Annotated in this window: 22 protein-coding genes; 17 read left to right on the top strand and 5 right to left on the bottom strand. The window is 71.0% G+C overall.

Annotation, left to right across the window (positions count from 1 at the left end):
* Positions 1-74 precede the first annotated feature (74 nt).
* From OG392_RS33340 to OG392_RS33320, 5 genes are all read left to right on the top strand, one after another.
* Positions 75-1,028 carry an NmrA/HSCARG family protein gene (locus OG392_RS33340; protein ID WP_329285693.1) on the top strand — a complete coding sequence of 318 codons (954 nt, stop codon included), beginning with the start codon at positions 75-77 and terminating at the stop codon, positions 1,026-1,028.
* Positions 1,029-1,132: 104 nt separating this feature from the next.
* On the top strand, positions 1,133-1,495 hold the full coding sequence (locus OG392_RS33335) for a hypothetical protein (protein ID WP_329285691.1): 363 nt from the start codon (positions 1,133-1,135) through the stop codon (positions 1,493-1,495).
* 152 nt (positions 1,496-1,647) lie between these two features.
* Entirely contained in the window at positions 1,648-1,836 is a 189-nt protein-coding gene (locus OG392_RS33330) for a CsbD family protein (protein WP_329285689.1), read from the top strand.
* A 320-nt stretch (positions 1,837-2,156) separates the two neighbouring features.
* Positions 2,157-3,977, top strand: coding sequence for an ABC transporter ATP-binding protein (locus tag OG392_RS33325; protein ID WP_329285687.1), 1,821 nt, complete (start codon positions 2,157-2,159; stop codon positions 3,975-3,977).
* 159 nt (positions 3,978-4,136) lie between these two features.
* Positions 4,137-4,316, top strand: a complete 180-nt coding sequence (locus OG392_RS33320) for a DUF6480 family protein (protein ID WP_073904752.1) — start codon at positions 4,137-4,139, stop codon at positions 4,314-4,316.
* Between the two features lie 82 nt (positions 4,317-4,398).
* On the opposite strand, the gene OG392_RS33315 is transcribed toward OG392_RS33320, so the two are convergent.
* Positions 4,399-5,064, bottom strand: coding sequence for an SDR family NAD(P)-dependent oxidoreductase (locus OG392_RS33315; protein WP_329285683.1), 666 nt, complete (start codon positions 5,062-5,064; stop codon positions 4,399-4,401).
* 242 nt (positions 5,065-5,306) lie between these two features.
* Between OG392_RS33315 and OG392_RS33310 the strand changes: the two genes are divergently transcribed.
* On the top strand, positions 5,307-6,812 hold the full coding sequence (locus OG392_RS33310) for a cryptochrome/photolyase family protein (protein WP_329285681.1): 1,506 nt from the start codon (positions 5,307-5,309) through the stop codon (positions 6,810-6,812).
* Positions 6,813-6,834: 22 nt separating this feature from the next.
* Here the strand turns inward: OG392_RS33310 and OG392_RS33305 are convergent, their stop codons facing one another.
* Complete coding sequence (locus OG392_RS33305) at positions 6,835-7,800, bottom strand: pirin family protein (RefSeq protein ID WP_329285680.1); 966 nt, start codon at positions 7,798-7,800, stop codon at positions 6,835-6,837.
* A gap of 120 nt (positions 7,801-7,920) precedes the next feature.
* Here OG392_RS33305 and OG392_RS33300 point away from each other — a divergent pair, with 120 nt between their 5' ends.
* The 3 genes from OG392_RS33300 to OG392_RS33290 all read left to right on the top strand — a co-directional run bounded on the left by OG392_RS33300 (position 7,921) and on the right by OG392_RS33290 (position 9,525).
* Positions 7,921-8,268: a tetratricopeptide repeat protein gene (locus tag OG392_RS33300; protein ID WP_030313144.1), complete on the top strand. Its 348-nt coding sequence runs from the start codon at positions 7,921-7,923 to the stop codon at positions 8,266-8,268.
* A gap of 52 nt (positions 8,269-8,320) precedes the next feature.
* A complete protein-coding gene (locus OG392_RS33295) occupies positions 8,321-8,764 on the top strand; it encodes a DUF6153 family protein (RefSeq protein WP_329285677.1) in 444 nt (147 codons plus the stop codon).
* Positions 8,765-8,856: 92 nt separating this feature from the next.
* Positions 8,857-9,525, top strand: a complete 669-nt coding sequence (locus OG392_RS33290) for a DUF305 domain-containing protein (RefSeq protein WP_329285675.1) — start codon at positions 8,857-8,859, stop codon at positions 9,523-9,525.
* Between the two features lie 123 nt (positions 9,526-9,648).
* Here OG392_RS33290 and OG392_RS33285 read toward each other — a convergent pair whose 3' ends face one another.
* Positions 9,649-11,349: an amidohydrolase gene (locus tag OG392_RS33285; RefSeq protein ID WP_329285673.1), complete on the bottom strand. Its 1,701-nt coding sequence runs from the start codon at positions 11,347-11,349 to the stop codon at positions 9,649-9,651.
* A 67-nt stretch (positions 11,350-11,416) separates the two neighbouring features.
* Positions 11,417-12,832, bottom strand: coding sequence for a purine-cytosine permease family protein (locus OG392_RS33280; RefSeq protein ID WP_329285672.1), 1,416 nt, complete (start codon positions 12,830-12,832; stop codon positions 11,417-11,419).
* A 187-nt stretch (positions 12,833-13,019) separates the two neighbouring features.
* On the opposite strand from OG392_RS33280, the gene OG392_RS33275 reads away from it, so the two are divergent.
* Entirely contained in the window at positions 13,020-13,664 is a 645-nt protein-coding gene (locus tag OG392_RS33275; RefSeq protein WP_329285670.1) for a TetR/AcrR family transcriptional regulator, read from the top strand.
* A 7-nt stretch (positions 13,665-13,671) separates the two neighbouring features.
* On the opposite strand, the gene OG392_RS33270 is transcribed toward OG392_RS33275, so the two are convergent.
* The gene (locus OG392_RS33270) at positions 13,672-15,120 is read right to left on the bottom strand and encodes a dihydrolipoyl dehydrogenase family protein (RefSeq protein ID WP_329285668.1); all 1,449 of its coding nucleotides are present in this window, start codon (positions 15,118-15,120) and stop codon (positions 13,672-13,674) included.
* A gap of 602 nt (positions 15,121-15,722) precedes the next feature.
* On the opposite strand from OG392_RS33270, the gene OG392_RS33265 reads away from it, so the two are divergent.
* The 7 genes from OG392_RS33265 to OG392_RS33235 are packed head-to-tail and all read left to right on the top strand — an operon-like array spanning position 15,723 to position 21,409.
* Complete coding sequence (locus tag OG392_RS33265; protein WP_329285666.1) at positions 15,723-16,355, top strand: hypothetical protein; 633 nt, start codon at positions 15,723-15,725, stop codon at positions 16,353-16,355.
* Positions 16,336-17,040 carry a cupin domain-containing protein gene (locus tag OG392_RS33260; protein ID WP_329285664.1) on the top strand — a complete coding sequence of 235 codons (705 nt, stop codon included), beginning with the start codon at positions 16,336-16,338 and terminating at the stop codon, positions 17,038-17,040. Before OG392_RS33265 ends, OG392_RS33260 begins: the two co-directional genes overlap by 20 nt.
* Positions 17,037-17,819, top strand: a complete 783-nt coding sequence (locus OG392_RS33255) for an SDR family oxidoreductase (RefSeq protein WP_329285663.1) — start codon at positions 17,037-17,039, stop codon at positions 17,817-17,819. The genes OG392_RS33260 and OG392_RS33255 overlap by 4 nt, the downstream gene beginning before the upstream one ends.
* A gap of 14 nt (positions 17,820-17,833) precedes the next feature.
* Positions 17,834-18,583, top strand: coding sequence for an SDR family NAD(P)-dependent oxidoreductase (locus OG392_RS33250; RefSeq protein ID WP_329285662.1), 750 nt, complete (start codon positions 17,834-17,836; stop codon positions 18,581-18,583).
* A 39-nt stretch (positions 18,584-18,622) separates the two neighbouring features.
* Positions 18,623-19,927, top strand: coding sequence for an MFS transporter (locus tag OG392_RS33245; protein ID WP_329285661.1), 1,305 nt, complete (start codon positions 18,623-18,625; stop codon positions 19,925-19,927).
* A complete protein-coding gene (locus OG392_RS33240) occupies positions 19,917-21,104 on the top strand; it encodes an aminotransferase class I/II-fold pyridoxal phosphate-dependent enzyme (RefSeq protein ID WP_329285658.1) in 1,188 nt (395 codons plus the stop codon). Before OG392_RS33245 ends, OG392_RS33240 begins: the two co-directional genes overlap by 11 nt.
* The gene (locus tag OG392_RS33235; RefSeq protein ID WP_329285656.1) at positions 21,101-21,409 is read left to right on the top strand and encodes a chorismate mutase; all 309 of its coding nucleotides are present in this window, start codon (positions 21,101-21,103) and stop codon (positions 21,407-21,409) included. The genes OG392_RS33240 and OG392_RS33235 overlap by 4 nt, the downstream gene beginning before the upstream one ends.
* Positions 21,410-21,446 lie beyond the last annotated feature (37 nt).

Raw genomic sequence — 21,446 nt, 5'->3', positions numbered from 1 at the left:
GTTCCCGGGAACAGGCCCAGGGAGGGGCTTTCGGGCTCCAAGGGTTCCGCACGCGGCTGTGAGGCGATTCCGACATGACCGCCAAGAAGATCATCACGGTGTTCGGCGCGACCGGGCAGCAGGGCGGGGGCCTCGTGCGGGCCGTTCTGGCGGATCGGGACGGACCCTTCACGGTGCGTGCCGTCACGAGGCACCCCGACGGGGAGTCCGCCGCGGAGCTGAAGGGCCTCGGCGCCGAGGTCGTCCGGGGCGACATGGACGACCCGTCGAGCCTCGGCCCCGCCTTCGAGCACGCGTACGGCGCCTTCCTGATGACGAACTTCTGGGAGCACATGTCCGCCGAGCGGGAGCAGACCCAGGCCGCGGCCCTGGCCGGAGCCGCCTCGCACGCGGGGGTGCAGCACGCGATCTGGTCGACGCTCGACGACACCCGGGCGTGCGTGCCGCTCGACGACGAGCGGATGCCGACGCTCCAGGAGAAGTACAAGGTGCCGCACTTCGACGGGAAGGCGGAGGCGGACCGGTACTTCCTCGACGCGGGGGTGCCGACGACCTTCCTCCGCACCACGTTCTTCTGGGAGAACCTGATCGGGGCCTTCGCCCCGCGGCGCGGCGCGGACGGCGCCCTGTGGCTGACCTACCCGATGGGCGACGCCAGGCTCTCGGGGATGGCCGTGGACGACGTCGGCAGGACGGCACTGGCCGTCTTCGCGCGCGGTACGGACCTCATCGCGGCGACGGTCAGCATCGCCGGCGAACACCTCAAGGTCGCCGACATGGCCTCGGCCCTGACGGAGGCGCTCGGCGAACCGGTGCGCTACCGACCTCTGACTCCTGACGAATGGCGTGCGCAGGGATTCCCGGGCGCCGACGAGTCGGGGAACATGTTCCAGTACTACACGGACTGCGAGCAGCACTTCACGGAGGCCCGGGACATCGACGCCGTCCGGAGCCTCAATCCCGCCCTCCAGGACTTCGGTACCTGGCTCGCGGCGCACCAGGACCGTCTGCGCACCGCCTGGACGTGACCGGTGACACCGTGGGGGAAGGGGCGACCCGAGCGTGGACCGTGAGACCCGCACTGTGAGTACCGACCGTGACCGGACCGCTCGACGCTCGACGGGAGTTCGTCATGCACGATCCCAATCCCAAGCTCACCCATCAGGAACGGAAGATCCTCGAGGGCATCGAAGCGGGCCTTCGGAGCGACGCGTCCCTCAACCGCAGACTGCGTTCGCTCGGACACTCCGCCCCGGGCACGGGTGGCGCGGGAGGCACCTGGGGCGGGGGCCTGCGGCATCGCCTCGGCTGGATCACCGCCGCTCTCGGCGTCGTCTGCGTGGCCCTGTTCCTCCTCGCGGCCGTGTCCTCGTCGTCCGGACCGCTCTGGGTCTTCGCCGCCGTCTGGGTGGTCACCGCCGTGTGCCTGATGCGGCTGCTGGTGCGGGCGGTGGCGCGGCGGAGGAGCGCGGCGGCGCGGCGGAGGGCGGACTGAAGGACAGTCGTCGCGGGCGTACGCGTCCGCGTCCGTACGCGCGCGCGTAGGTGACCGCTCGTCCCGGTCCCGCCGCATGAACCCCGGCATCAGGGGCAGCGGCAGGGAGAAGGAAGCGACCCGACGTGGAATGCGACGGAAGGAACCCGATCATGCGCAAGAGCACCGTGCAGAAGGGCAAGGGAACCGTCGAGGAGGCCGCGGGGAAGGCCGGCGGCGACTCGCGTCCGGAGGCGGAGGGCGAGGCCGACCGGATGGCGGCCGAGGCCCGGGCGGCGATCGAGCGGGTGCACGAGAGCGCGCGGAAGGCACACGACGACATGAAGCGGAGCGGCTCCTGAGCGACGGGCGTCCTCAGCGACTCCTCCCCCGTCGGGCAGCCGACGGCCGGTGACCGCCCGCGACCGGAGGCGTGACCGTCATCGGCCCCCGGCCCGGCGGGGCCGGCCCCTTTCGTGCCTGTCCCCACCTCCGCGGCACTGAGCGGGGATGATCGGCCGCTGACATGATGATCTGTCAGCCAGAGGGATATTTCAGGCCAGTTGCGGCTCCGGACCACGAGGGGCCGAGGGGAGTCACCCCGGGAAAACCCTTGGACGGCGCGAGTCCACACACGGAAAACTGTCCATCCTGTCCACTTTGATCCGAAAGGCAGGATTGGATGGGAACACCCGAATCGCGCAAGAGTTCGCCAGGCAGAGGCTCGGTGCTGCTCGCGCTTCGCTTCTACACACGGGAGCTGACCAGGCTCAAACGGTGGACCGTGCCCGCGATGCTCCTCCCGGCACTGGGCAACATCGGAATCTTCTACGTCGTGCCGCTGATCGTCGCCAAGCTCGTCGGCCGCATCGCGGGCGACACCGACGGCGGCGTGGACCTGGGACCGATGCTGCCCTACGTCCTCGGTTTCGCCGGGGTACTGCTGTTCGCCGAGGCCCTGTGGCGCGTCGGGCTGCACTGCCTGAACCGACTGGACGCGCTCGGCATCGAGCACCTGTACGTGATCGGGATGGACGCGCTGTTCGCCAAGGACGCCGCCTTCTTCCACGACAACTTCGCCGGCTCGCTGACCAAGCGGGTCCTGAGCTTCGCCTCGCGCTTCGAGGAGTTCGTCGACACGCTCACCTTCTCGGTGATGGGCAAGTTCGTCCCCCTCGTGTTCGCGTCGGTGGTGCTGTGGACGTACGAACCCCTGCTCGTCGTCGGCCTCCTGACGATGATCGGGGTCACGACGCTGTGCGTGCGGCCCCTGATCCGTCGCCGTCAGGCGCTCGTCGACCGGCGGGAGGAGGCGATCGCCCGGGTGTCGGGCCACGTCGCCGACAGCCTGATGAACATGGACACCGTCCGGTCCTTCGCCGCCGAGGAACGTGAGGCGGCCGAGCACCGCTCGCGCGTGGCCGAATCTCGTCGCCTGACGCTGCGCTCCTGGGACTACGGGAACCTGCGCATCGACACACTGATCGCACCGATGTCCGTGCTGACCAACGTCCTCGGTCTGGTGCTCGCGCTCTCCCTCGGCGCGGGGGAACACGGCGTCGAGGCGGTCGTCGTCGCCTTCACCTACTACTCCAACGCCACCCGGATCATGTTCGAGTTCAACCAGATCTACCGCCGTCTGGAAAGCTCGATGACCGAGGCGGCGCAGTTCACCGAACTGCTGCGGACCCCGCCGACCGTACGGGATCCGGAGCCGCCGGAGCCGCTCCTCTCCGACGGCGCCGACATCCGCTTCGAGAAGGTGACCTTCGCCCACGCGGGCGCGAAGCCCCTCTTCGAAGGGCTCGAACTGGCCGTTCCCAGCGGGGCGAAGGTGGGATTCGTCGGCCGGTCCGGCGGAGGCAAGACCACGCTCACCCGGTTGCTGCTGCGGATGACGGACATCGACGGCGGCCGGATCATGATCGGCGGACAGGACATCAGCCGCCTGCGCCAGGCCGAACTGCGGGGCCTCATCGGCTATGTGCCGCAGGACCCGGCGATGTTCCACCGCACACTGCGGGAGAACATCGCCTTCGCCCGGCCGGACGCCACCGACGCCGAGATCCGCCGTGCGGCCGAGGCGGCGCACGTCACGGAGTTCGTGGACGGGCTGCCCGAGGGCTTCGACACGATGGTGGGCGAGCGCGGGGTGAAGCTGTCCGGCGGCCAGCGCCAGCGGGTCGCCCTCGCACGGGCGATCCTGCGCGACGCGCCGATCCTGCTGCTCGACGAGGCGACCAGCGCCCTGGACTCCGAAAGCGAGATCCTCGTGCAGGACGCGCTCTGGCGCCTCATGGAGGGGCGCACGGCGCTGGTGGTGGCGCACCGGCTCAGCACGGTCGCCACCATGGACCGGCTCGTCGTCCTCGACAGCGGACGCATCGTCGAGCAGGGCACGCACCACGAGCTCCTCGCCGCGGAGGGCGCCTACGCGAATCTGTGGCAGCACCAGTCGGGCGGCTTCCTCGACGACACCGCGACCAGGGCGGAGCAGGTGTAAGGGCCCGGTGGGGGTGGCGGTCACCCGCCCTCCGCGACCGGGCGACCGAGGGGGCGCGGCTTCGACGCACGATCGACGCGCGTGGCGGGCCCCTGGGGATCGAGGGACGGTGGAAGGACCGGCGGCCGGGCGCCGCCCCGCACCACCCTGGGAGAGGCCATGACTCAGCCGCTCGTACCGCCCCAGGAGACCCCGCCTGCGGAGGGCTCCACCTCATCGGCCCACCAGGAGCGCCCCGACGGCGGCATCTGGGAGCACCCGATGTTCTGGCTCTCCCTCATCGCACTGGGTGCGGTCATGGGAGGGCTCTTCTTCATCTTCCGGACCGTCGCCTTCTGAACGCCGTTCGCCGGACTCTCGGCCGGCTCCCGGCGCCGGGCGTCGCGCTCCCCGGGAGCCGCGGCCGCGTGGGACCGCTGCCTCAGCCCGTCCGCGCGGCAGCGTCGGTGATGGGAGCGATCACGTACCGGGCCACCGCCTGCGCGGCGTCCGCGCCGCGCGGCAACCGCGGCGCTCTGCCGATGAACGCCCGGTCCGCGAATCCGCCGTCGAGGTGAGGCAGGCGTACGTCCACGACGGCGATCCCGCGATCACGCTGCTCTCGTTCCACCACACCCAGCCAGGCCGCGAGCGCCGTCTTCGCCGCCGTGTAGTCGGCCGTCGAACGCATCGGCCTGTCGACGATCATCCCCGTGACGACCACGACGGCCCCGGGAGGCTCCAGGACCGGCAGGGCGCCCCGCACGACGGCCATGGGCGCGAGCGCGTTGACCGTCATGAGGTGTTCGGCGGCGGCCTCCGTGACCTCCTCGGCTCGCCCGAAGCCGGCCACCCCGACGGCGACGACGACCGTGTCCAGTCCCCCGAGCGCTTGCGAGGCCCACGACGCCAGCCCGGCCGCTCCCTCGAGGTCGTAGGCGTCGAACGAGCGGTGCGGGCAGTTCCCCCACCGGTTCGACCGCTCCGCCAGCCCGTGTGCGTCGCGGCCGGCCACGGCGACGGCGCAGCCACGGCCGACCAGCGTCTGCGTCGCCAGACCGCCGACCATTCCCGTCGCACCTACGACGAGTACTTTTTTCCCGGCCATTTCCGAGACCTCCCGGGCACTCCGGGGCGCAGCCGCGCGGGTGCGGCCGCATGCTCCGTCCGTCCGGCCGACCGACTCGGCCATCTGTACTTCTCCCGGGGCGGCCGGTGGGGATGCGCTCCCCCGGAGTCGATCCCCGCCGCGGACCGTCGACGGGGACCCGCATCCGCGGCGCACCCGCACGACGAAGTCGGGGTGGGTGCCATCAGGCGTCCCACAGGTAGGAGCGGATCGAGACCGGTATGACCACTGCGCATTGGCTCTTCGGCGACCAGCTGGGGCCTGGTTTTCTCGATGGCGCGGACGGCGAAGGACCCGCGCGGGACGCACCCGTGCTGATGATCGAGTCCCGTGCCGTGTTCCGTCGCCGGCGCTTCCACCGGGCGAAGGCCCACCTGGTCCTCTCCGCGATGCGGCACCGGGCGGCCGAACTCGGCGACCGTGTGACGTATGTACAGGCCGACACGTACCGGGAGGGGTTGAGGCGGGCGGCGGCGGACGGCGTACGGGTGACGGTGCACCATCCGACGTCCCGGGCGGCGCTGGCGCTCGTACGGTCCCTGGACCGGGTCACCGTGCTCCCGCCGCGCGGATTCCTGCTCCGCCAGGACGACTTCCGCAGGTGGGCGGACGCGCAGCGGGGCCTTCGGATGGAGACCTTCTACCGGCACGTCCGCCGCGACCACGAGATCCTGATGGACGGCGAGGCGCCCGTGGGCGGCACGTGGAACCTCGATCACGAGAACCGGGAGCAGCCGCCACCAGGACGGCGGACGCTCGGGGCCGCGGCTCCCTACCGGCCGCGCGAGGACGAGATCGACGAGGAGGTCCGCCGCGACCTCGACCGCTGGGAGCGCGAGGGGGACGTCGCCTTCGTCGGCCGCGACGGGCCGCGGCGGTTTCCCGCGAGCCGTCGGGAGGCACGCACCGCGCTGCGCCGCTTCCTGCGCCACCGGCTGGAGGGTTTCGGCACGTACGAGGACGCGATGCTCGCCGACGACGGCGTCATGAGCCACAGCCTGCTGTCCTCCTCCCTGAATCTGGGGCTGCTCGACCCGGCCGAGTGCGTCGAGGGTGCGGAGGCCGCCTGGCGGGCGGGCGAGGCGCCGCTGAACTCCGTCGAGGGCTTCGTCCGGCAGATCGCCGGATGGCGCGAGTACGTCTGGCAGCTCTACTGGTACTTCGGTGAGGACTACCGGGCGTCGAACGCGCTCGGCCACACCGGCTCCCTGCCCGACTGGTGGAACGACCTCGACGCGGACGCCGTGTCGGCCCGGTGTCTGGCCACGGTGCTCCGCCAGGTCAGGGACACGGGATGGACCCATCACATTCCGCGGCTGATGGTGCTGGGAAGCTACGCGCTCCAGCGCGGCTGGGATCCGGCCGCCGTGACGGACTGGTTCCACCGATGCTTCGTCGACGGATACGACTGGGTGATGCTGCCCAATGTCGTGGGCATGTCGCAGTACGCGGACGGCGGGCGGATGACCACGAAACCGTACACGTCGGGCGGTGCCTACATCGATCGCATGAGTGACCTGTGCCGACCGTGCCCCTACCGCCCCGACCGGCGGGTCGGGGCCGACGCCTGCCCGTTCACGGCGGGCTACTGGAACTTCCTGCACCGTCACCGCGGCACGCTGGAGCACAACGCCCGGATCTCCCGCGCCGTCCACGGCCTCGACCGCCTCAAGGACCTGTCGGCCCTGCTGGAGCAGGAACGGGGACGGGGCGAGGATCCGCCGTGAGCCGGCCGCCGGCGCACCGGGGTCAGCGCACGCGCCCCCGGGCCTTCAGATGGGTGGCCGGGACCTCCGGGGCCGGCAGCGGGTCGCCGTCGTAGCCCTTGACGTCGCCGAAACGGCTGCCCGTCGTCCAGGCCTCGCGCGCCTCCCGGATCTCCTCGTCCGTGCGGCCCACGAAGTTCCACCACATGACGATCTCCTCCTCGAACGGCTCGCCGCCGAGGAGCATCAGACCGGCGTCGGAGGCCGCGCGGAGGGGAAGCCCGGTGCGGCCGCAGCCGAGGTAGAGCATGGAGCCGGGCAGCACGGGGACGCCGTCGACGTGGACCTCGCCGGACATGGCGAGGACCGCGTACTCGAAGTCGGGCTCCAGGGGCAGGCGGGTCTCCGTGCCGGAGGCGAGAGCGAGGTCGGCGCCGACGAGCGGGCTGTACGTCGTGCCGGGCGAGGCGGCGCCGTCGAGCTCGCCGAGGATCACCGTGGCCGTCAGGCCCGGGCTCGTGACCCGGGGCAGCTCGGCGTGGTGCTGGAAGTGCGGCTCGACGTGGCGGTGGGCGTCGGGGAGGGCCACCCAGAGCTGCGCGCCGTGGAGGAAGCGGGCGTGGGGCCGCGGGCTCTCCTCCGAGTGCGAGATCGCCCGGCCCGAGGTCATCAGGCCGAGTTCGCGCGGCCCGATGGCCTGCAGGCTGCCGGTGGAGTCGCGGTGCAGGACCTCGCCCTCGTGGAGCCAGCTGACCGTCTGGAGTCCCATGTGCGGATGCGGCGGCACCTGCATGCCGGGTTCGCCGGCGATGTCGTCGGGCCCGTAGTGGTCGACGAACGCCCAGGCCCCGACCATCCGCCGGCCCAGGTTCGGGAGCAGCCGGCGGACCTCGGTCGACTCACCGAGCTGGACGTGGCGGGGGCTGAGGAGTTCCCGTACCGGCTCGGCGACGACGAATCCGCGGCCGCCGCACACGGTCAGCGCGGCCTGGCGATCAAGATTGCTCATGCTCAACCTGTTCCTGTCCGGAGACGGCAGCCATGGTGGAATGTTCAACCATCTCGGTGTGTTGACGTGGTCGACCACCCCACAGGGTGGCAGATCCGGGCCTCGGGAAAGGGCGAGCAAGTGAGCGACACGTACTACGAGTTCGGAACGGCCGGCGAGCGCTGGGACCGTGCCCGGCTCTTCTTCGACGCGAAGGAGTACGGAACAGCCGTCCGCATCCTCACCGGGCTGGTCGCGGAGCACCCGGAGCAGACGGCCCAGCGACTCCTGCTCGCGCGGGCCTACTACCACTCCGCCCAGCTCTCCCGGGCCGAGACCGAGCTGCGGGCGATCCTGGAGCGCGACCCGGTCGAGCACTACGCCCGGCTGATGCTCGGCCGCACCCTGGAGCGCCTGGGACGCACGGACGAGGCCGCGCCGCACCTGCGGATGGCCGCCGCGATGGCGGGCGAGACACCGCCGGCCTGACGCGCCCCTGATACCCCCGTCCGGTATATTCGGCGGCCAGGAGGTCCTGTCCGTGCGTACACACCGAGCGGAACGCCGCAGACGAGCGGAAGGTGCCCTGGCGCACCTTCTGCTCGTCGTCGTGCTCGCGCTCGGCGTGTTCCTGATGCACACCGTCGGCCACCCCGAGGGGTCCGCCGGCAGCGCACAGACCGGCTCGGCGTCGCCCCACCACTCCGTCGCGCCCCACGGTGACGACGGCTCCGGTGACCACGGCTCCGGTGACCACGGTTCCGGCGCCGGCGCGGGGCACGAGCCGGGGACGGGGATGGACATGACCACCCTGTGCGTGGCCGTCCTCGCCGGCTGGCTGGTCGCGGGGCTCGTCCGGGCCGCGCTCGGCCGCCGCCCCGACTGGCTCACCCTGCTGCTCGCGCGGCTGACGCCCGCGCTGGGGCCGCACGCGCCCCCGCCCCGACCGCCCGACCTCGCCCAGCTGTCCGTCCTGCGGATCTAGGCCGTACCCGCCACCACGGGCGCGTCGCGCTGCCCGTGAACGCCTCCGGCCTTCCCCTGTCCGTCAGTACGACCAGCACACGAGGTATCCCCATGCGCTCCTTCACCCACCGCACCGTCAGGAAGTTCGCCCTCGTCGGCGCCGCCACCGCGACCGGACTGCTGCTCACCGCCTGCGGCTCGGACGACGGCAAGAGCGGAATGGACCACGGCGGTACGTCCGCCACGGCGTCCGCCTCCGCGTCGGCCGCCCCGTCCGCCTCCGCTTCCGGCGCCGCCGACGCGGCCTCCGCACCCGGCGCCTTCAACGACGCGGACGTCATGTTCGCGCAGATGATGATTCCCCACCACGAGCAGGCCTTGGAGATGGCGAAGCTCGCCCAGGGCCGGGCCGAGGACGCCGAGGTCAAGAAGCTGGTCACCGCGATCGAGCGGGCCCAGGACCCGGAGATCCGGAAGATGAGGGCCTGGCTCAAGGGCTGGGGCAGGCCCGAGTCCGCCGGTCACGGCGGCGGGGGCGGCCACGGCATGGCCGGGATGATGTCCGAGCAGGACATGAAGGACCTCGCCGCCGCTCAGGGCAAGGCGTTCGACCGCAGGTTCGCCGAGCGGATGATCGCCCACCACGACGGCGCCGTCGACATGGCGAAGGCCGAGCGGAAGGACGGCGCGAACCCCACCGCCAAGGCGCTCGCCGACGACGTCGTACGGACCCAGTCCGACGAGATCGCCGCCCTGCGGAGGATCCTCGACCGGCTCTGATCCGGTCCGGCTCCCCCTTCCCGTGGCGCGCGGACACGTCCGCGCGCCACGGGCGGCCCGCCCCTCCCGGGGGCGGGCCGCCCCGCCACGTACCCCTCTCTCGTCCCGGCCCCCGCGCGCCGTTCAGCGCTCCACGACCACCTCACCGCCCACCACGACCGTCTCGGCCACCGTGCCCGGGATCTCGTCCGGGGCGATGCGCAGGATGTCGCGGGAGAGGACGACGAAGTCGGCGAGCTTGCCGACGGTCAGCGAACCCCGCTCGTGCTCGAGGAAGTTGGCGTACGCCGAGCCCATCGTGTAGCCCTCGACCGCGGTGTCGACGTCGATCGTCTCCCCCGCCGTCCACGCCGCCCCACCGCCGGGCGGGCGGCGGGTCACGGCGGCGTGGATGCCGACCATCGGGTCCATCTCGGCGACGTTCCAGTCGCTGGAGAGCGCGAGGACGGCGCCTGCCTCGCTGAGGCTCCGCAGCGGCCAGGCCTTGTGCCAGCGGTCGGGACCGACGTTCTCGGCCCAGTCCTGGCCCGGTCCCGCGATGTCCGGGGCGGCGTGCCGGGGCTGCATGCAGGCGACGACGCCGAGCTCGGCGAAACGCGGGGTGTCGGCCGGATCCAGGCACTCGACATGGACGATCTGGTGGCGGGCGTCGCGCGGTCCGTTGGCGGCGCGGGCCCGCTCGACGGAGTCGAGCACGGTCCGGATGCCCCGGTCGCCGGTGGCGTGGACGAAGCACTGGAAGCCGCGCGCGTCGAGCCGGGTGAGCAGCTCGGCGAACTCCTCGGGCGGGTAGAAGGTGTCGCCGCGGTGGTGGGCGCAGCCCGCGTACGGTTCCAGGAGGGCGGCCGTACGGGGTTCCACCACGTCGTCGATGTACAGCTTGAGCGGTCCGACCCGCAGCCGGTCGTCGGCGAACTCCTCTGCCACGGACCGGAACTCGTCCAGGTCGGCGTCGGTCGTGCCGCGTGGGTGGAAGAGCGCGGCGACGATCCGGGAGCGCAGCCGGCCCTCGGCGCGGGCGCGCTGGAAGAGGGCGAGGTCGTCGAGGGAGTTCTGGGGTTCGACGACGGTGGTGATGCCGAAGCCGATGGCGTCGTCGAGGCTCTTGGCGAGCCGGCCGTACTGACGGTCCGGCGCGGCCCAGGGGACACCGAGATCGCGCAGGGCGCGGTGGCCGTCGCGGGAGAGTCCCTTGACGGCGAAGTCCTTGACGAATCCGGTGGGTTCACCGGTCGTCGGGTCGGTGACGGCCCGCCCGAAGGGGAGGTCGGTGTGGTCGCGGTCGACACCGAGCCGGCGGAGGGCCGCGGTGTTGAGCCACGCGGTGTGGACGTCGTAACTGAGGACGAGGGCGGGGGTGTCGCCGGTGGCCGGGTCGAGGTCGGCGGCGGTGGGCATGCGCCCGTCGGGGACGGCGGAGTAGTCGAAGGCCTCGGCCTCGATCCACTCGGCGTCGGGGTGCGCCGCGTGCCAGGCGCGGATGCGGTCGTGGATCGCGTCGAGGGTGCGGGCGCCGGCGAGCTGGACGCAGGCGTCGTCGGAGCCGAGGCGGACGTGGTTGTGGGCGTCGACGAAACCGGGCAGCACGAGCCGTCCTCCGGCGTCGAGCACCCGGGTGCCGGGCCCGGCCCAGGCGCCCGCCTCCGTGTCGGAGCCGAGCCAGACGATCCGGCCGTCACGGACGGCGAGGGCCTCGGCCTCAGGGAGCGCGGGGTCGACGGTGTGGATCCGCGCCCCGGTGAGGAGGAGGTCGGCGGGGTGCGGGCCGGGCGACACGGCGGAGGCGGGGGCCGGGGCGGAGGAAGGGGTGGTGGTGCCGTTCATGCGGGGTGACTCCGTGAGGGTACGTACGGGGGAGGGACGTGCGGCGGTGTTCGGGGTGCCCGGGAGCTCAGGGGCGTACCGGCGCGACCGTGCGGCGCGCGAGGAGCACGTACACGAGCGCCGAGACTCCCGCGCCGAGCAGCGTGAGGTCCGCGCCGCCGAGCGGGGCGACGAGCGGGCCGGTCCACAGTTCGGAGTCGCAGGTCAGCGCGGAGAAGAGCAGGCCCGCGAGGAGCGCGACGAGGCCGGGCGGGTGCCAGCCGGAGCGGTACCAGTAGGCGCCGCCGGTGCGCGCGTGCAGTCCGGCCGAGTCGTAGGTGCAGCGGCGGAGCACCATGTCGGCGAGGAAGACCCCGCCCCAGGGGGCGAAGACGATGATCAGGAGGGAGAGGAAGGAGAGGAGCGAGGTGGTGAAGTCGGTAAGGAAGAGGGCGCCGAGGGAGCCGACGGCCGTCACGGCGGCGCTGATGACGATGGCGCGGGCCCGGCTCCAGGGGATGCCGAGGACCTGGAGGTTCAGGCTCGACGAGTAGAGCGTGATGATCGAGTTGGTCACCGATCCACCGAGGACCAGGGCGAGGAAGAGCATCTGGAACCAGCCGGGGAGCAGGCTCTCGGTGCCCGCGACGGCGTCGGTCATGTCGACCTGGGTCGCGGCGGCCACCCCGGCGACCCCGAGGGCCACGGAGGAGATGAAGCCGCCGAGGGCTCCGCTCCAGGTCACAGCTTTGAGGGAGGTCGTGCGGGGGAGGTAGCGGGTGTAGTCGGCGGGCATGGGGAGGTACGAGAAGGGGCCGGCGAGCATCACGACGAAGGCGAGGCTCCACCCGGCGGCGTCGGGCGCGGCGGAGGGCGCGGCCGTGTCGGCGCCGGGCAGGACGAGGACGAGCAGGGCGGCGAAGCCGACGGCGAGCACGTAGGCCATCCAGCGTTCGGCGAACTGGACGGTGGCGTGGCCCCAGAGGGCGACGGCGAAGGTCAGCGCGAGGGTGACGCCGAGGGCGAGGGCGCGGGTGGCGGAGCCGCCGCTCCAGCCGAGGTCGGCGAAGAAGGCTTCGAGGGCGAGGGTGCCCACCACGGTGTTCACGATGGTGTAGCCGATGCTGACGATCCAGTTGAGCAGACCGGCCGGCCAGTTTCCGCGCAGCCCGAAGGCGGCCCGGGAGATGACGAGGGTGGCGGTGCCGGTGCGGACACCGCTGAGGCCGGCCGCGCCGATGGCGAGGAAGGAGAGGCCGCCGATCACGACGACCGCGGTGGCCTGCCAGAAGGAGAGCCCGAAGGCGACGGCGAGGGCGCCGTTGATGACGTAGGTGAAGGTGAGGTTCGAGCCGAACCAGAGCCAGAAGACGTCCTTGGCGCCGCCGTGCCGTTCGGCGTCGGGGATGGGGTCGATCCCGTGCTCCTCGACCTGGAACACCTCGTCCCGGGTCGCGGCCGCGGTGGCCCCCGTGATTCCGGGCGCCGTCTCGTGTCCGACCACACCGCACCTCCTGATCCTGAGCGCCGCCGAGGGCCCCGGCGTGAACGCTGCCTTGAATGACGTTCTAAGTTCTTGAATGGCATTCAAGATGTGCGATGGGTTCCGGCCACGTCAAGACCTTCGGAGGTTGCGATTAAGGTCGATCCGGCAAGGACATCGGTGGATCGGCGGAGCGGGGACAGTGGCGGTGGCAGGGTCGGCACGACGGCGGGACGGGCACGTCACCCAGGAACGGATGCTGGAGGAGGCCATGACGGCGATCGCCGAGGACGGCCTCTCCTCGCTCACGATGTCGGCGCTCGCGGAGCGGCTCGGCACGAGCGGCGGCCACATCCTGTACTACTTCGGCAGCAAGGATCTGCTGCTGCTCGCCGCCCTCCGGTGGAGCGAGGCCGCGCTCGCCGAGGAGCGCCGCGCGCTGCTGGCCCGGCGGATCACGGCCGAGCGCAAGCTCGACCGGTTCCTGCTGCTCTATCTCCCGCGGGGGCCGCGCGATCCGCGCTGGACCCTGTGGATCGAGCTGTGGGCCCGGACCCCCGGCAACAGCGCGCTCGGCGAGGCCCAGGAGGAGCTGGACCGGGGGTGGCACGAGGACCTGGAGGCGCTGCTCTCGGCGGGCGTCGCGCGGCGGCGCTTCGCCCCGCTCGACGCCGGGGCGCGCGCCTCCGAACTCCTGGCCCTGCTGGACGGGTTGAGCACCCGGGTCGTCCTGGGCCAGGCGTCGGGCCGCGATCCGCGGCCCGCCCTGGAGGTGGCGCGGTCGGCGGTGCGGGCGTTGATCACCCCGTACGGCTCCGGGCCCGCCACCGTCCCGGACGGTGACGCCACATGACGAACCGTCAGCCCCGGTAGGCCTCCAGGAGGCGCAGCCACGCCTCGCTCAGCGTCGGGTACGACGGTACGGCGTGCCAGAGGCGCGAGATCGGGACCTCGCCGACCACCGCGACCGTCGCCGAGTGGACGAGCTCGCCGATGCCCGGTCCGACGAAGGACGCGCCGAGGACCACCTCGCGGTCGAGGTCGACGACCATCCGGGCGTGCCCCCGGTAGCCCTGGGCGTAGAGCCCGGCCCCGGCGACATGGCTCATGTCGAGGTCCACGGCCCGGACCCGGTGGCCGGCCCGCTCCGCCTCGGCGAGCGACAGCCCGACGGCGGCCGCCTCGGGGTCGCTGAACACCACCTGCGGGACGGCGGCGTGATCGGCGGTGGCCGCGTGCGGGCCCCAGCTCGACCCGTCCACGACGCCGGCGTCCTGAGCACGGGCCGCGATCGCGGCGCCGGCGATCCGGGCCTGGTACTTGCCCTGGTGGGTCAGGAGCGCTCGGTGGTTGACGTCACCGACCGCGTACAGCCAGTCGGTGCCGGTGACCCGGAGGCTGTCGTCGACGTCCAGCCACGAGCCCGGCTTCAGGCCGACGCTCTCCAGGCCGATGTCCTCGGTGCGCGGGGCCCGGCCGGTCGCGAAGAGCACCTGGTCGCCCTCGACGTGGTCGCCGCCCTCCAGGACCACGGTGACCGGTCCCGTACCCCCGTCGCGGACGACCGCGGTGACCGAGACGCCGGTACGGATGTCCGCGCCGCGGGCGGTGAGGGCCGCGGCCACGTGCTCGCCGACGAAGGGTTCCATCCGGGGCAGCAGTCCCCCGCCCCGCACGAGCATCGTCACCCGCGCCCCGAAGGCGTGCCAGGCGGTCGCCATCTCGACGCCCACGACTCCTCCGCCGACCACGATCAGCCGCCCCGGGACCCGGTCGGAGCTGGTCGCCTCGCGGCTGGTCCAGGGCCGCGCCCCGGAGAGGCCGGGCAGGTCCGGGAGGACGGCGCGGCTGCCGGTGCAGACGGCGACGGCGTGGCGGGCCGTGAGGACGTGGCGTTCGCCCTCGGGGCCCGCGACCTCGACCCGGCGCGGCCCGAGCAGGCGCCCGTGGCCCCGGAAGATCCGTACGCCGATCGAGTCGAGCCAGTCCACCTGGCCGTCGTCCGTCCAGTCGCCGACGATCTCGTCGCGGTGGGCGAGGACCTCCCGGACGTCGAGCGGCCCCCGGACGGACTCGCGCAGACCCGCCACCTTCCGGGCGTCCGACCGGGCGATCACGGGGCGCAGGAGGGCCTTGCTGGGCATGCAGGCCCAGTAGGAGCACTCACCGCCGATCAGCTCGCTCTCGACGATCGCGGCGCTGAGGCCGGCGGCCCGCACCCGGTCGACGACGTTCTCCCCCACCGGGCCCGCCCCCAGGACCACCACGTCGTACTCGTGTCCCTGCTCGCTCTCCACCGTTCGTGTCATGGGTGACAGTCTGGCCCAGCGGTGCGGATCAGCACGTCCCGATACGCCGTCGCGGGGCGAATCCGGCAGGTCACGAGGTGGGTGCCTGGCCGCGCCCCCGTCGACATGGCTCGTTCCGGCCCCCCGTGGACGGTCATGATCCCGCCAACCATGAGGCGGCGGAAGCCCCGGGAAGGGGTTCCGGCGGACGTGCGGAGCTCCTCCCTGCCGGACCGCCGGAACTCTCCGTACACCTCCGCCGGTAAGGCGCCGGGGCCGGGACACGGGCCCAAGCCGACACCATCCGCAGCAAATGGACCGTCATCATCGCGCCATCTGGCTCATTTAATTCGGCCGAAACAAGGGGGAAACAAATCCCCCGCCCCGATGGAAATCAGCCGCGACTTGACGGCAATTCAAGGTCACGCTTGATTGCCCCGACCAGGGAGTCCTAGGGTCACTACCGATCAAGATCGCCAGCACAGGACGCATCACCGCCGGTACCGCCACCCATCGAATACCAGCATTGGTGCAGACCAATCATCCTGTGTCCGGCAGCGCACCGAGACCTGCGCCGCCGCAAGAAGAAGCCCGCGAATGGACGCCACAGAGGAGGTCGAGACATGGAGACAGTCCGAATTCCTGACAGTGAAAAACAGGCACTCATGGCGCTCATTCCCGCCGACGCCACACAACGCGTCGCGATCGGGACATTGGGACCGAAGGGGACCAGCAGCGAGCACATCGCCCGGCTGATGCTGCACAGCGTCGGCGACCCCGAATCCTGCCGGATCGTCCTGAAGGACACCTTCGAGCAGTGCATGGACGCCCTCGTCGACGCGCAGATCGAACTCGCCCTGGTCCCGCACGCCTATTCCCACATCAACGCCTTCTACATGCATCCGGAACTGGAGCCGATAAGCGTCTTCTACGGAAGTACGCCCGAATACGGCCTCGCCGCACGAGCCGACTTCCCCTTCCACGAGGAACTGCTCAGCACCGAGACCGTGGCCACCCACCCGGCCCCCATTCCCATGCTGCAACACCACTTCGACCATCCCGTGAAGCTGGCCACCGTCAGCTCCACGAGCCAGGCGGCAGATCATGTCGCCAGCGGCCGCTACAACATCGCTCTCACGAACGAGCAGGCGGTCGAGGAATACAACCTCAAGTTCGTCTACAGGTTTTCACGAATCCCCATGACCTGGACGGTCTTCTCACGGAGGAAGGATCTCAATGACCGCGGAAGTGCATGAGCACCCCTACTTCCCCGCTCCTGGCGTCACTCAGCACGACGACGGGATCCGGGTCGAATCCTACCGACGCGAGAACACGGAGGTACGACTCCTCTACATCGCCCCCGGAGCCACCGTGCGCGGCGCCGAATCCCGGCAGGAAGCACACGTCGGGATGGTCATCCGGGGCGAGATCTCCGCGACGGTCGGAGACGTCACCCAGCTGATGAAGCCCGAGCACGACGTGTACGTCGCGCCGCCCGGCGTCGAGCTCTCGGCCGTGAACACGAGCTCCACCGAAACCATTCTCCTGGAGATCAGGCGCTGCGAGGCGGGCGAGACCTACTCCGCGCCCAGCGGCTATTTCCTCGAACCGCTCGAATCGCGCAAGTTCGTCAAGATGGACGTCACGTTCTTCCTGGCCGACTGGATCGAGCTGATGATCGCCGACATTCCAGGCGGCGGCGAGATGCCGTACCACAAGCACTCCCACGAGCAGATCGGGACGTGCCTCGACGGCCGGTACGAGATGACGGTCGAGGGGGCGCGCCACGAGCTGCGGTTCGGCGCCACCTACTTCTGCGGAAGCCAGGAGGGGCACGGGGCCGCCAACCCGAACGAGGCTCTGGCCCGCTCCCTGAACATCTTCATCCCGCCGCGCTACCACCGGGTTCCCCAGCAGGAAGCCGAGCAGGAGAGCCGGTGACGCGGGTAGCGATCGTCCTGGGCGCCGGGCGCGGCATCGGGAGAGCGACCGCACTCCACCTGAGCGCCAAGGGGCACACGACCGTCCTGTGCGCGCGGAGTTCCGACGACCTGGAGAAGGTCGCCGCGGAGGCGGACGCGGGAACGGGTGACGGCCGGCAGACCGCGTACGTCCTTCCGGGTGACATCACCTCACGGTCCTTCCGCGAGGAATTGGTGGGCGACGTCGAGCGCCGTTTCGGCCGGATCGACGTCCTGGTCAACAACGCCCCCGGACCGCCGCCCGGACGATTCGACGACATCATGGTCGACGACGTGCGTGCCGCGATGGACCAGAAACTCGTCCCGTATCTGGACCTGATCAAGTCCGTCGCTCCCGTGATGGTCCGCAATGAATTCGGCCGGATCGTCAACATCGTCGGCAACATCGGCAGGGAACCCTCGGCCGGCATGTTTCTCTCCGGCCTGGTCAACGCCGCGGTCTCGAACGCCGTCAAATACCTGGCGAACCAGTACGCCCCGCACAACGTGACCGTGAACTGTGTGCATCCCGGGGTCATCCGTACCCAGCGCTACGACAACGCCGTCGCCCATATGTCCCGGACCGGCGCCATCACGCGACAGGAAGCGGAGGAGCGCCTGCGACGGGCGATCCCGATGGGCAGGCCGGGCGAGGCCGACGAGGTCGCCGCCCTCATCGGCTTCCTCGCGTCCGAGGAATCGTCCTATGTCACCGGTCAGCAGATCTCGGTCGACGGCGGCCATATGACATGCGTGTGAAAGGAGTCCCGCTCATGTTCGAGAACAAGGTGGTCATCGTCACCGGTGCCGCGTCGGGGATCGGCCGGCAGACCGCGATCGAATTCGCCCGGCAGGGCGCGAAGGTCGTCGTCGCGGACATCGACGAGAAGGGCGGGAACGAGGTCGTCGCCACCCTCAGGAACGACGGCCACGACGCCGTCTTCGTGACGACGGACCTGACCGTCGAGGCGGACTGCAGGAACCTCATAGCCGCTGCCGTCGACGGTTACGGACAGCTCGACGTCCTGGTGAACAACGCCGGGATCGAGATAACCACCCCGTTCCACGAGATGTCGGAGAACGAGTGGGACAGGCTGGTCGACACCAATCTGAAGAGCATGTTCCTGTGCTCCAAGCACGCGCTCCGCGAAATGATCACGGCGACGAGCGGAGCCATCGTCAACGTCTGCTCCGTGAGCGGTCTCGTGGCGTGGCCCGGAATCGCCGCCTACAACTCGACCAAGGGAGGGGTGATGATGCTGACGAAGTCGCTCGCGGTCGACTACGCGAAGTACAACATCAGGGCGAACTGTGTCTGTCCCAGCATCATCGACACTCCTATGACGGACGTGTCCAACGGGCACGATTCCGATATCAAGGCTGAGAAGGCGAAGTTGAACCCGATCGGGCGCCTCGGCACACCGGAGGACGTCGCCAACGCGATCCTTTTCCTCGCGTCGGAGAAGTCGTCCTTCATCACGGGCAGCGCGCTCACCGTAGACGGCGGTTACACGGCCATCTAGCCGTCTCCTTCCCCATGCACGAAAGAAAGGTTGGCTGGAGTGTCGGACCGATCGACCGACGCGGAACACCCAGGTGGGTTTCCCGTCCTGACCGTCCTCGCGCTGATGGCGGGAATCTTCGCCGTCGGCTCCGAGGAGCTGGTGGTCTCACCGCTGCTTGTGAACATGGCCGAGTCCTTCGGCGCAACGGTGGCCCTGATGGCGCTGTCGGTCAGCGTCTACGGCATCGGTACGGCCGTCGGCGCGCTGCTCTTCGCCCCGCTCGGGGACAGGGTGTCGCGCCGGCTCAGCCTCGTGGTCGGCATGGTGATGTTCGTCCTGGGCACGATTCTGTGCGCGTCCGCCACGGGGCCGGGGACGTTCTTCACGGGCAGGGTGCTGGCCGGACTGGCGACGGGTGCCTTCGTCCCCACGGCCTATGCCTTCGTGGGTGACCAGATCCCGTACCGGCACCGCGCCAGGGCCATGGGCATCCTCGTGTCGAGCTGGTCGCTCTCCCTGGTCCTCGGCGTCCCCCTGGGGTCCTTCGTCGGGGAATGGGCGGGCTGGCGCTGGACCTTCGGACTGCTCGCGATCCTCGGCGCCCTCGTCGTCTTCGTCCTGCTCCTGGTCGGTGGCCGCAAGCCCGCCGCAGACCAGGGCGGCCCGGCCACCGCGGACGGCTCCGCGGCGCCGTCGCGGGGCGGCTGGGTGCGCTCGACCGCCCAGGCCTTCCGCGGGCCGCGGGTGTCCGTGTACGTGCTGGCGACCTTCCTGAACATGTTCGCCTTCTACGGGATGTACACGTTCCTCGGCAGTGCCCTGCAGTACCGGTTCGGTTCGGGCAGCTCCATGACCGGCCTCATGATCCTGCTCTACGGGCTCGGGTTCGCGACCAGCTTCCTCACCGGCAGGTGGGCCGACGAACTGGGCAAGGAGAAGGTGCTGGTCGCCCTTCTCGCGGGGCTGGTCCCCGCGCTCGTGGCCATCCCGCTCGTCACCCGGTGGACGGCCCTGCTCGTCGTCTGCCTCTTCCTGTGGGGCGCGATGCAGAGTCTGGTGGTCACGCTGCTCAGCACCCTGCTGAGCGAGTGCTCGCCCCAGCACCGCGGCGCCATCCTGGCCCTCTACAGTCTCGCGACGAACCTCGGCGTGGCCCTCGGGGCGGCCCTGCTCGGCCCCCTGTTCACGGCGTACGGGTTCTCGGCCGTGGGCTGGGTCTGCGCCGGGATCACGCTCATCGCGTTCGGACTGAGCGGATGGGTGTACCGGCGGCGCCACGAGGGATCCCCGGACGGTGACGGCACCGCGGGCAGGAACCAGGACACCACACACGAGGCGAGGGTCGCGGCACATGAAGACTGAGTTCGCGCGACGGCTCCTCGACCTGCCCCGGAGTTCCTTCGCGACGACCGTGGGCAGGATCGACCAGCTCGTGGCGGCGGGTGAGGACGTCGTCAACCTCTGCCAGGGCAACCCCGACCTCCCCACCCCACCGCACATCGTCGAGGCCCTGCGCCGCGAGGTGCTCGATCCCGGCACCCACCGGTATCCGTCCTTCTCCGGACTGCTCGAACTCAAGGCCGCCATCGCCCAGTGGTACGAGGCGAACCACCAGGTCCGGCTGGACCCGGAGACCGAGGTCGCGATCCTGTTCGGCGCGAAGGCCGGACTGGTGGAGATCAGCCAGTGCTTCCTCAACCCGGGCGACGTGTGCCTGATGCCCGACCCCGCCTTCCCCGACTACTGGGCGGGCGTGGTCCTCGCGCGGGCCCATATGCACCCCCTCCCGCTCCTCAGGGAGAACGGCTTCCTGCCCGACTACACCGCGCTCGACGCGGCGACGTGCGAGCGGGCCAAGCTGATGTTCCTCAACTACCCCAACAACCCCACCTCGGTGACGGCGCCGCCGGAGTTCTACGAGGACACGGTCCGCTTCGCGGCCGAGCACGACGTGATCGTCGCGTCCGACTTCGCCTACGGGGCCCTGGGCTTCGACGGACAGGTGCCGACCTCGTTCCTGGCCACGGAAGGCGCCAAGGACGTGGGCGTCGAGTTCATCTCCTTGTCGAAGATGTTCAACATGGCGGGATGGCGGATCGGTGCCGTCGTCGGCAACCGGGACGTCGTCGCCGCGATCAACCTCATACAGGAGCACTACTACGTCTCGCTCCCGCCGTTCATCCAGCGGGCCGGCGTCGCGGCCCTGTCCGGCCCCCAGGACTGCGTCCGGGAGCTGACGGGGATCTACCAGCGCCGCAGGGACGTCTTCGTGGCCGGCGTGCGGGAGGCCGGCCACCAGATCGACGAACCCCGGTCGATCTTCGCCTGGCTGCCGATACCCGGCGGCGGAAGCTCCGTCGCGTTCGCCGACGAGCTGCTGACACGGGCCAGGGTCGCGGTGGCGCCCGGCCGTTGGTTCGGCGCCCACGGCGAAGGCTACGTCCGGGTCAGCCTGCTCGCCCCGGAGGAACGCCTCCGGGAAGCCGTCGCCCGACTGTCCGCTTTCTGGAACGCCACGGAAGAAGGAACCCCCTCATGACCGAGACGAGCGAGAGCACCATCGGGATCGATCAGGACCGCGTGGCGATCGACGCCCTCGACGGACACATCATCGAACTGCTCGCCCGACGCGCCCGGATCTCCGCCCGCATCCAGCGGAGCCGTATGAGCTCCGGCGGTCCCCGCACGGAGCTGTCCCGCGAGATGGACGTCCTCGCGTGCTACCGGGACGGCCTCGGCCCCTTCGGCACCCAGGTCGCGATGAGCGTGCTCAAGCTGTGCCGCGGGGCCGCCCCGCAGGAGCTCCTCGCGCTGACAGCGGAGGCGACCGACCGGCCCGCCTGACCGCCGGCCCGCCTGGCTCCCGACCCCCCACTATCCG

Origin of the sequence: Streptomyces sp. NBC_00691, from assembly GCF_036226665.1 — a bacterium.
GTDB lineage: Bacteria > Actinomycetota > Actinomycetes > Streptomycetales > Streptomycetaceae > Streptomyces.
This window is presented reverse-complemented; position numbering and strand designations above follow the sequence as displayed.

Excerpts from the sequence above, each read along its gene's own strand:
- OG392_RS33265 (WP_329285666.1), top strand. The coding sequence starts at position 15,723 with ATGGAGACAGTCCGAATTCCTGACAGTGAAAAACAGGCACTCATGGCG.
- OG392_RS33335 (WP_329285691.1), top strand. The coding sequence starts at position 1,133 with ATGCACGATCCCAATCCCAAGCTCACCCATCAGGAACGGAAGATCCTC.
- OG392_RS33325 (WP_329285687.1), top strand. The coding sequence starts at position 2,157 with ATGGGAACACCCGAATCGCGCAAGAGTTCGCCAGGCAGAGGCTCGGTG.
- OG392_RS33290 (WP_329285675.1), top strand. The coding sequence starts at position 8,857 with ATGCGCTCCTTCACCCACCGCACCGTCAGGAAGTTCGCCCTCGTCGGC.
- OG392_RS33315 (WP_329285683.1), bottom strand. The coding sequence starts at position 5,064 with ATGGCCGGGAAAAAAGTACTCGTCGTAGGTGCGACGGGAATGGTCGGC.
- OG392_RS33285 (WP_329285673.1), bottom strand. The coding sequence starts at position 11,349 with ATGAACGGCACCACCACCCCTTCCTCCGCCCCGGCCCCCGCCTCCGCC.
- OG392_RS33310 (WP_329285681.1), top strand. The coding sequence starts at position 5,307 with ATGACCACTGCGCATTGGCTCTTCGGCGACCAGCTGGGGCCTGGTTTT.
- OG392_RS33235 (WP_329285656.1), top strand. The coding sequence starts at position 21,101 with ATGACCGAGACGAGCGAGAGCACCATCGGGATCGATCAGGACCGCGTG.
- OG392_RS33340 (WP_329285693.1), top strand. The coding sequence starts at position 75 with ATGACCGCCAAGAAGATCATCACGGTGTTCGGCGCGACCGGGCAGCAG.
- OG392_RS33270 (WP_329285668.1), bottom strand. The coding sequence starts at position 15,120 with ATGACACGAACGGTGGAGAGCGAGCAGGGACACGAGTACGACGTGGTG.
- OG392_RS33260 (WP_329285664.1), top strand. The coding sequence starts at position 16,336 with ATGACCGCGGAAGTGCATGAGCACCCCTACTTCCCCGCTCCTGGCGTC.
- OG392_RS33250 (WP_329285662.1), top strand. The coding sequence starts at position 17,834 with ATGTTCGAGAACAAGGTGGTCATCGTCACCGGTGCCGCGTCGGGGATC.
- OG392_RS33305 (WP_329285680.1), bottom strand. The coding sequence starts at position 7,800 with ATGAGCAATCTTGATCGCCAGGCCGCGCTGACCGTGTGCGGCGGCCGC.
- OG392_RS33330 (WP_329285689.1), top strand. The coding sequence starts at position 1,648 with ATGCGCAAGAGCACCGTGCAGAAGGGCAAGGGAACCGTCGAGGAGGCC.
- OG392_RS33240 (WP_329285658.1), top strand. The coding sequence starts at position 19,917 with ATGAAGACTGAGTTCGCGCGACGGCTCCTCGACCTGCCCCGGAGTTCC.
- OG392_RS33320 (WP_073904752.1), top strand. The coding sequence starts at position 4,137 with ATGACTCAGCCGCTCGTACCGCCCCAGGAGACCCCGCCTGCGGAGGGC.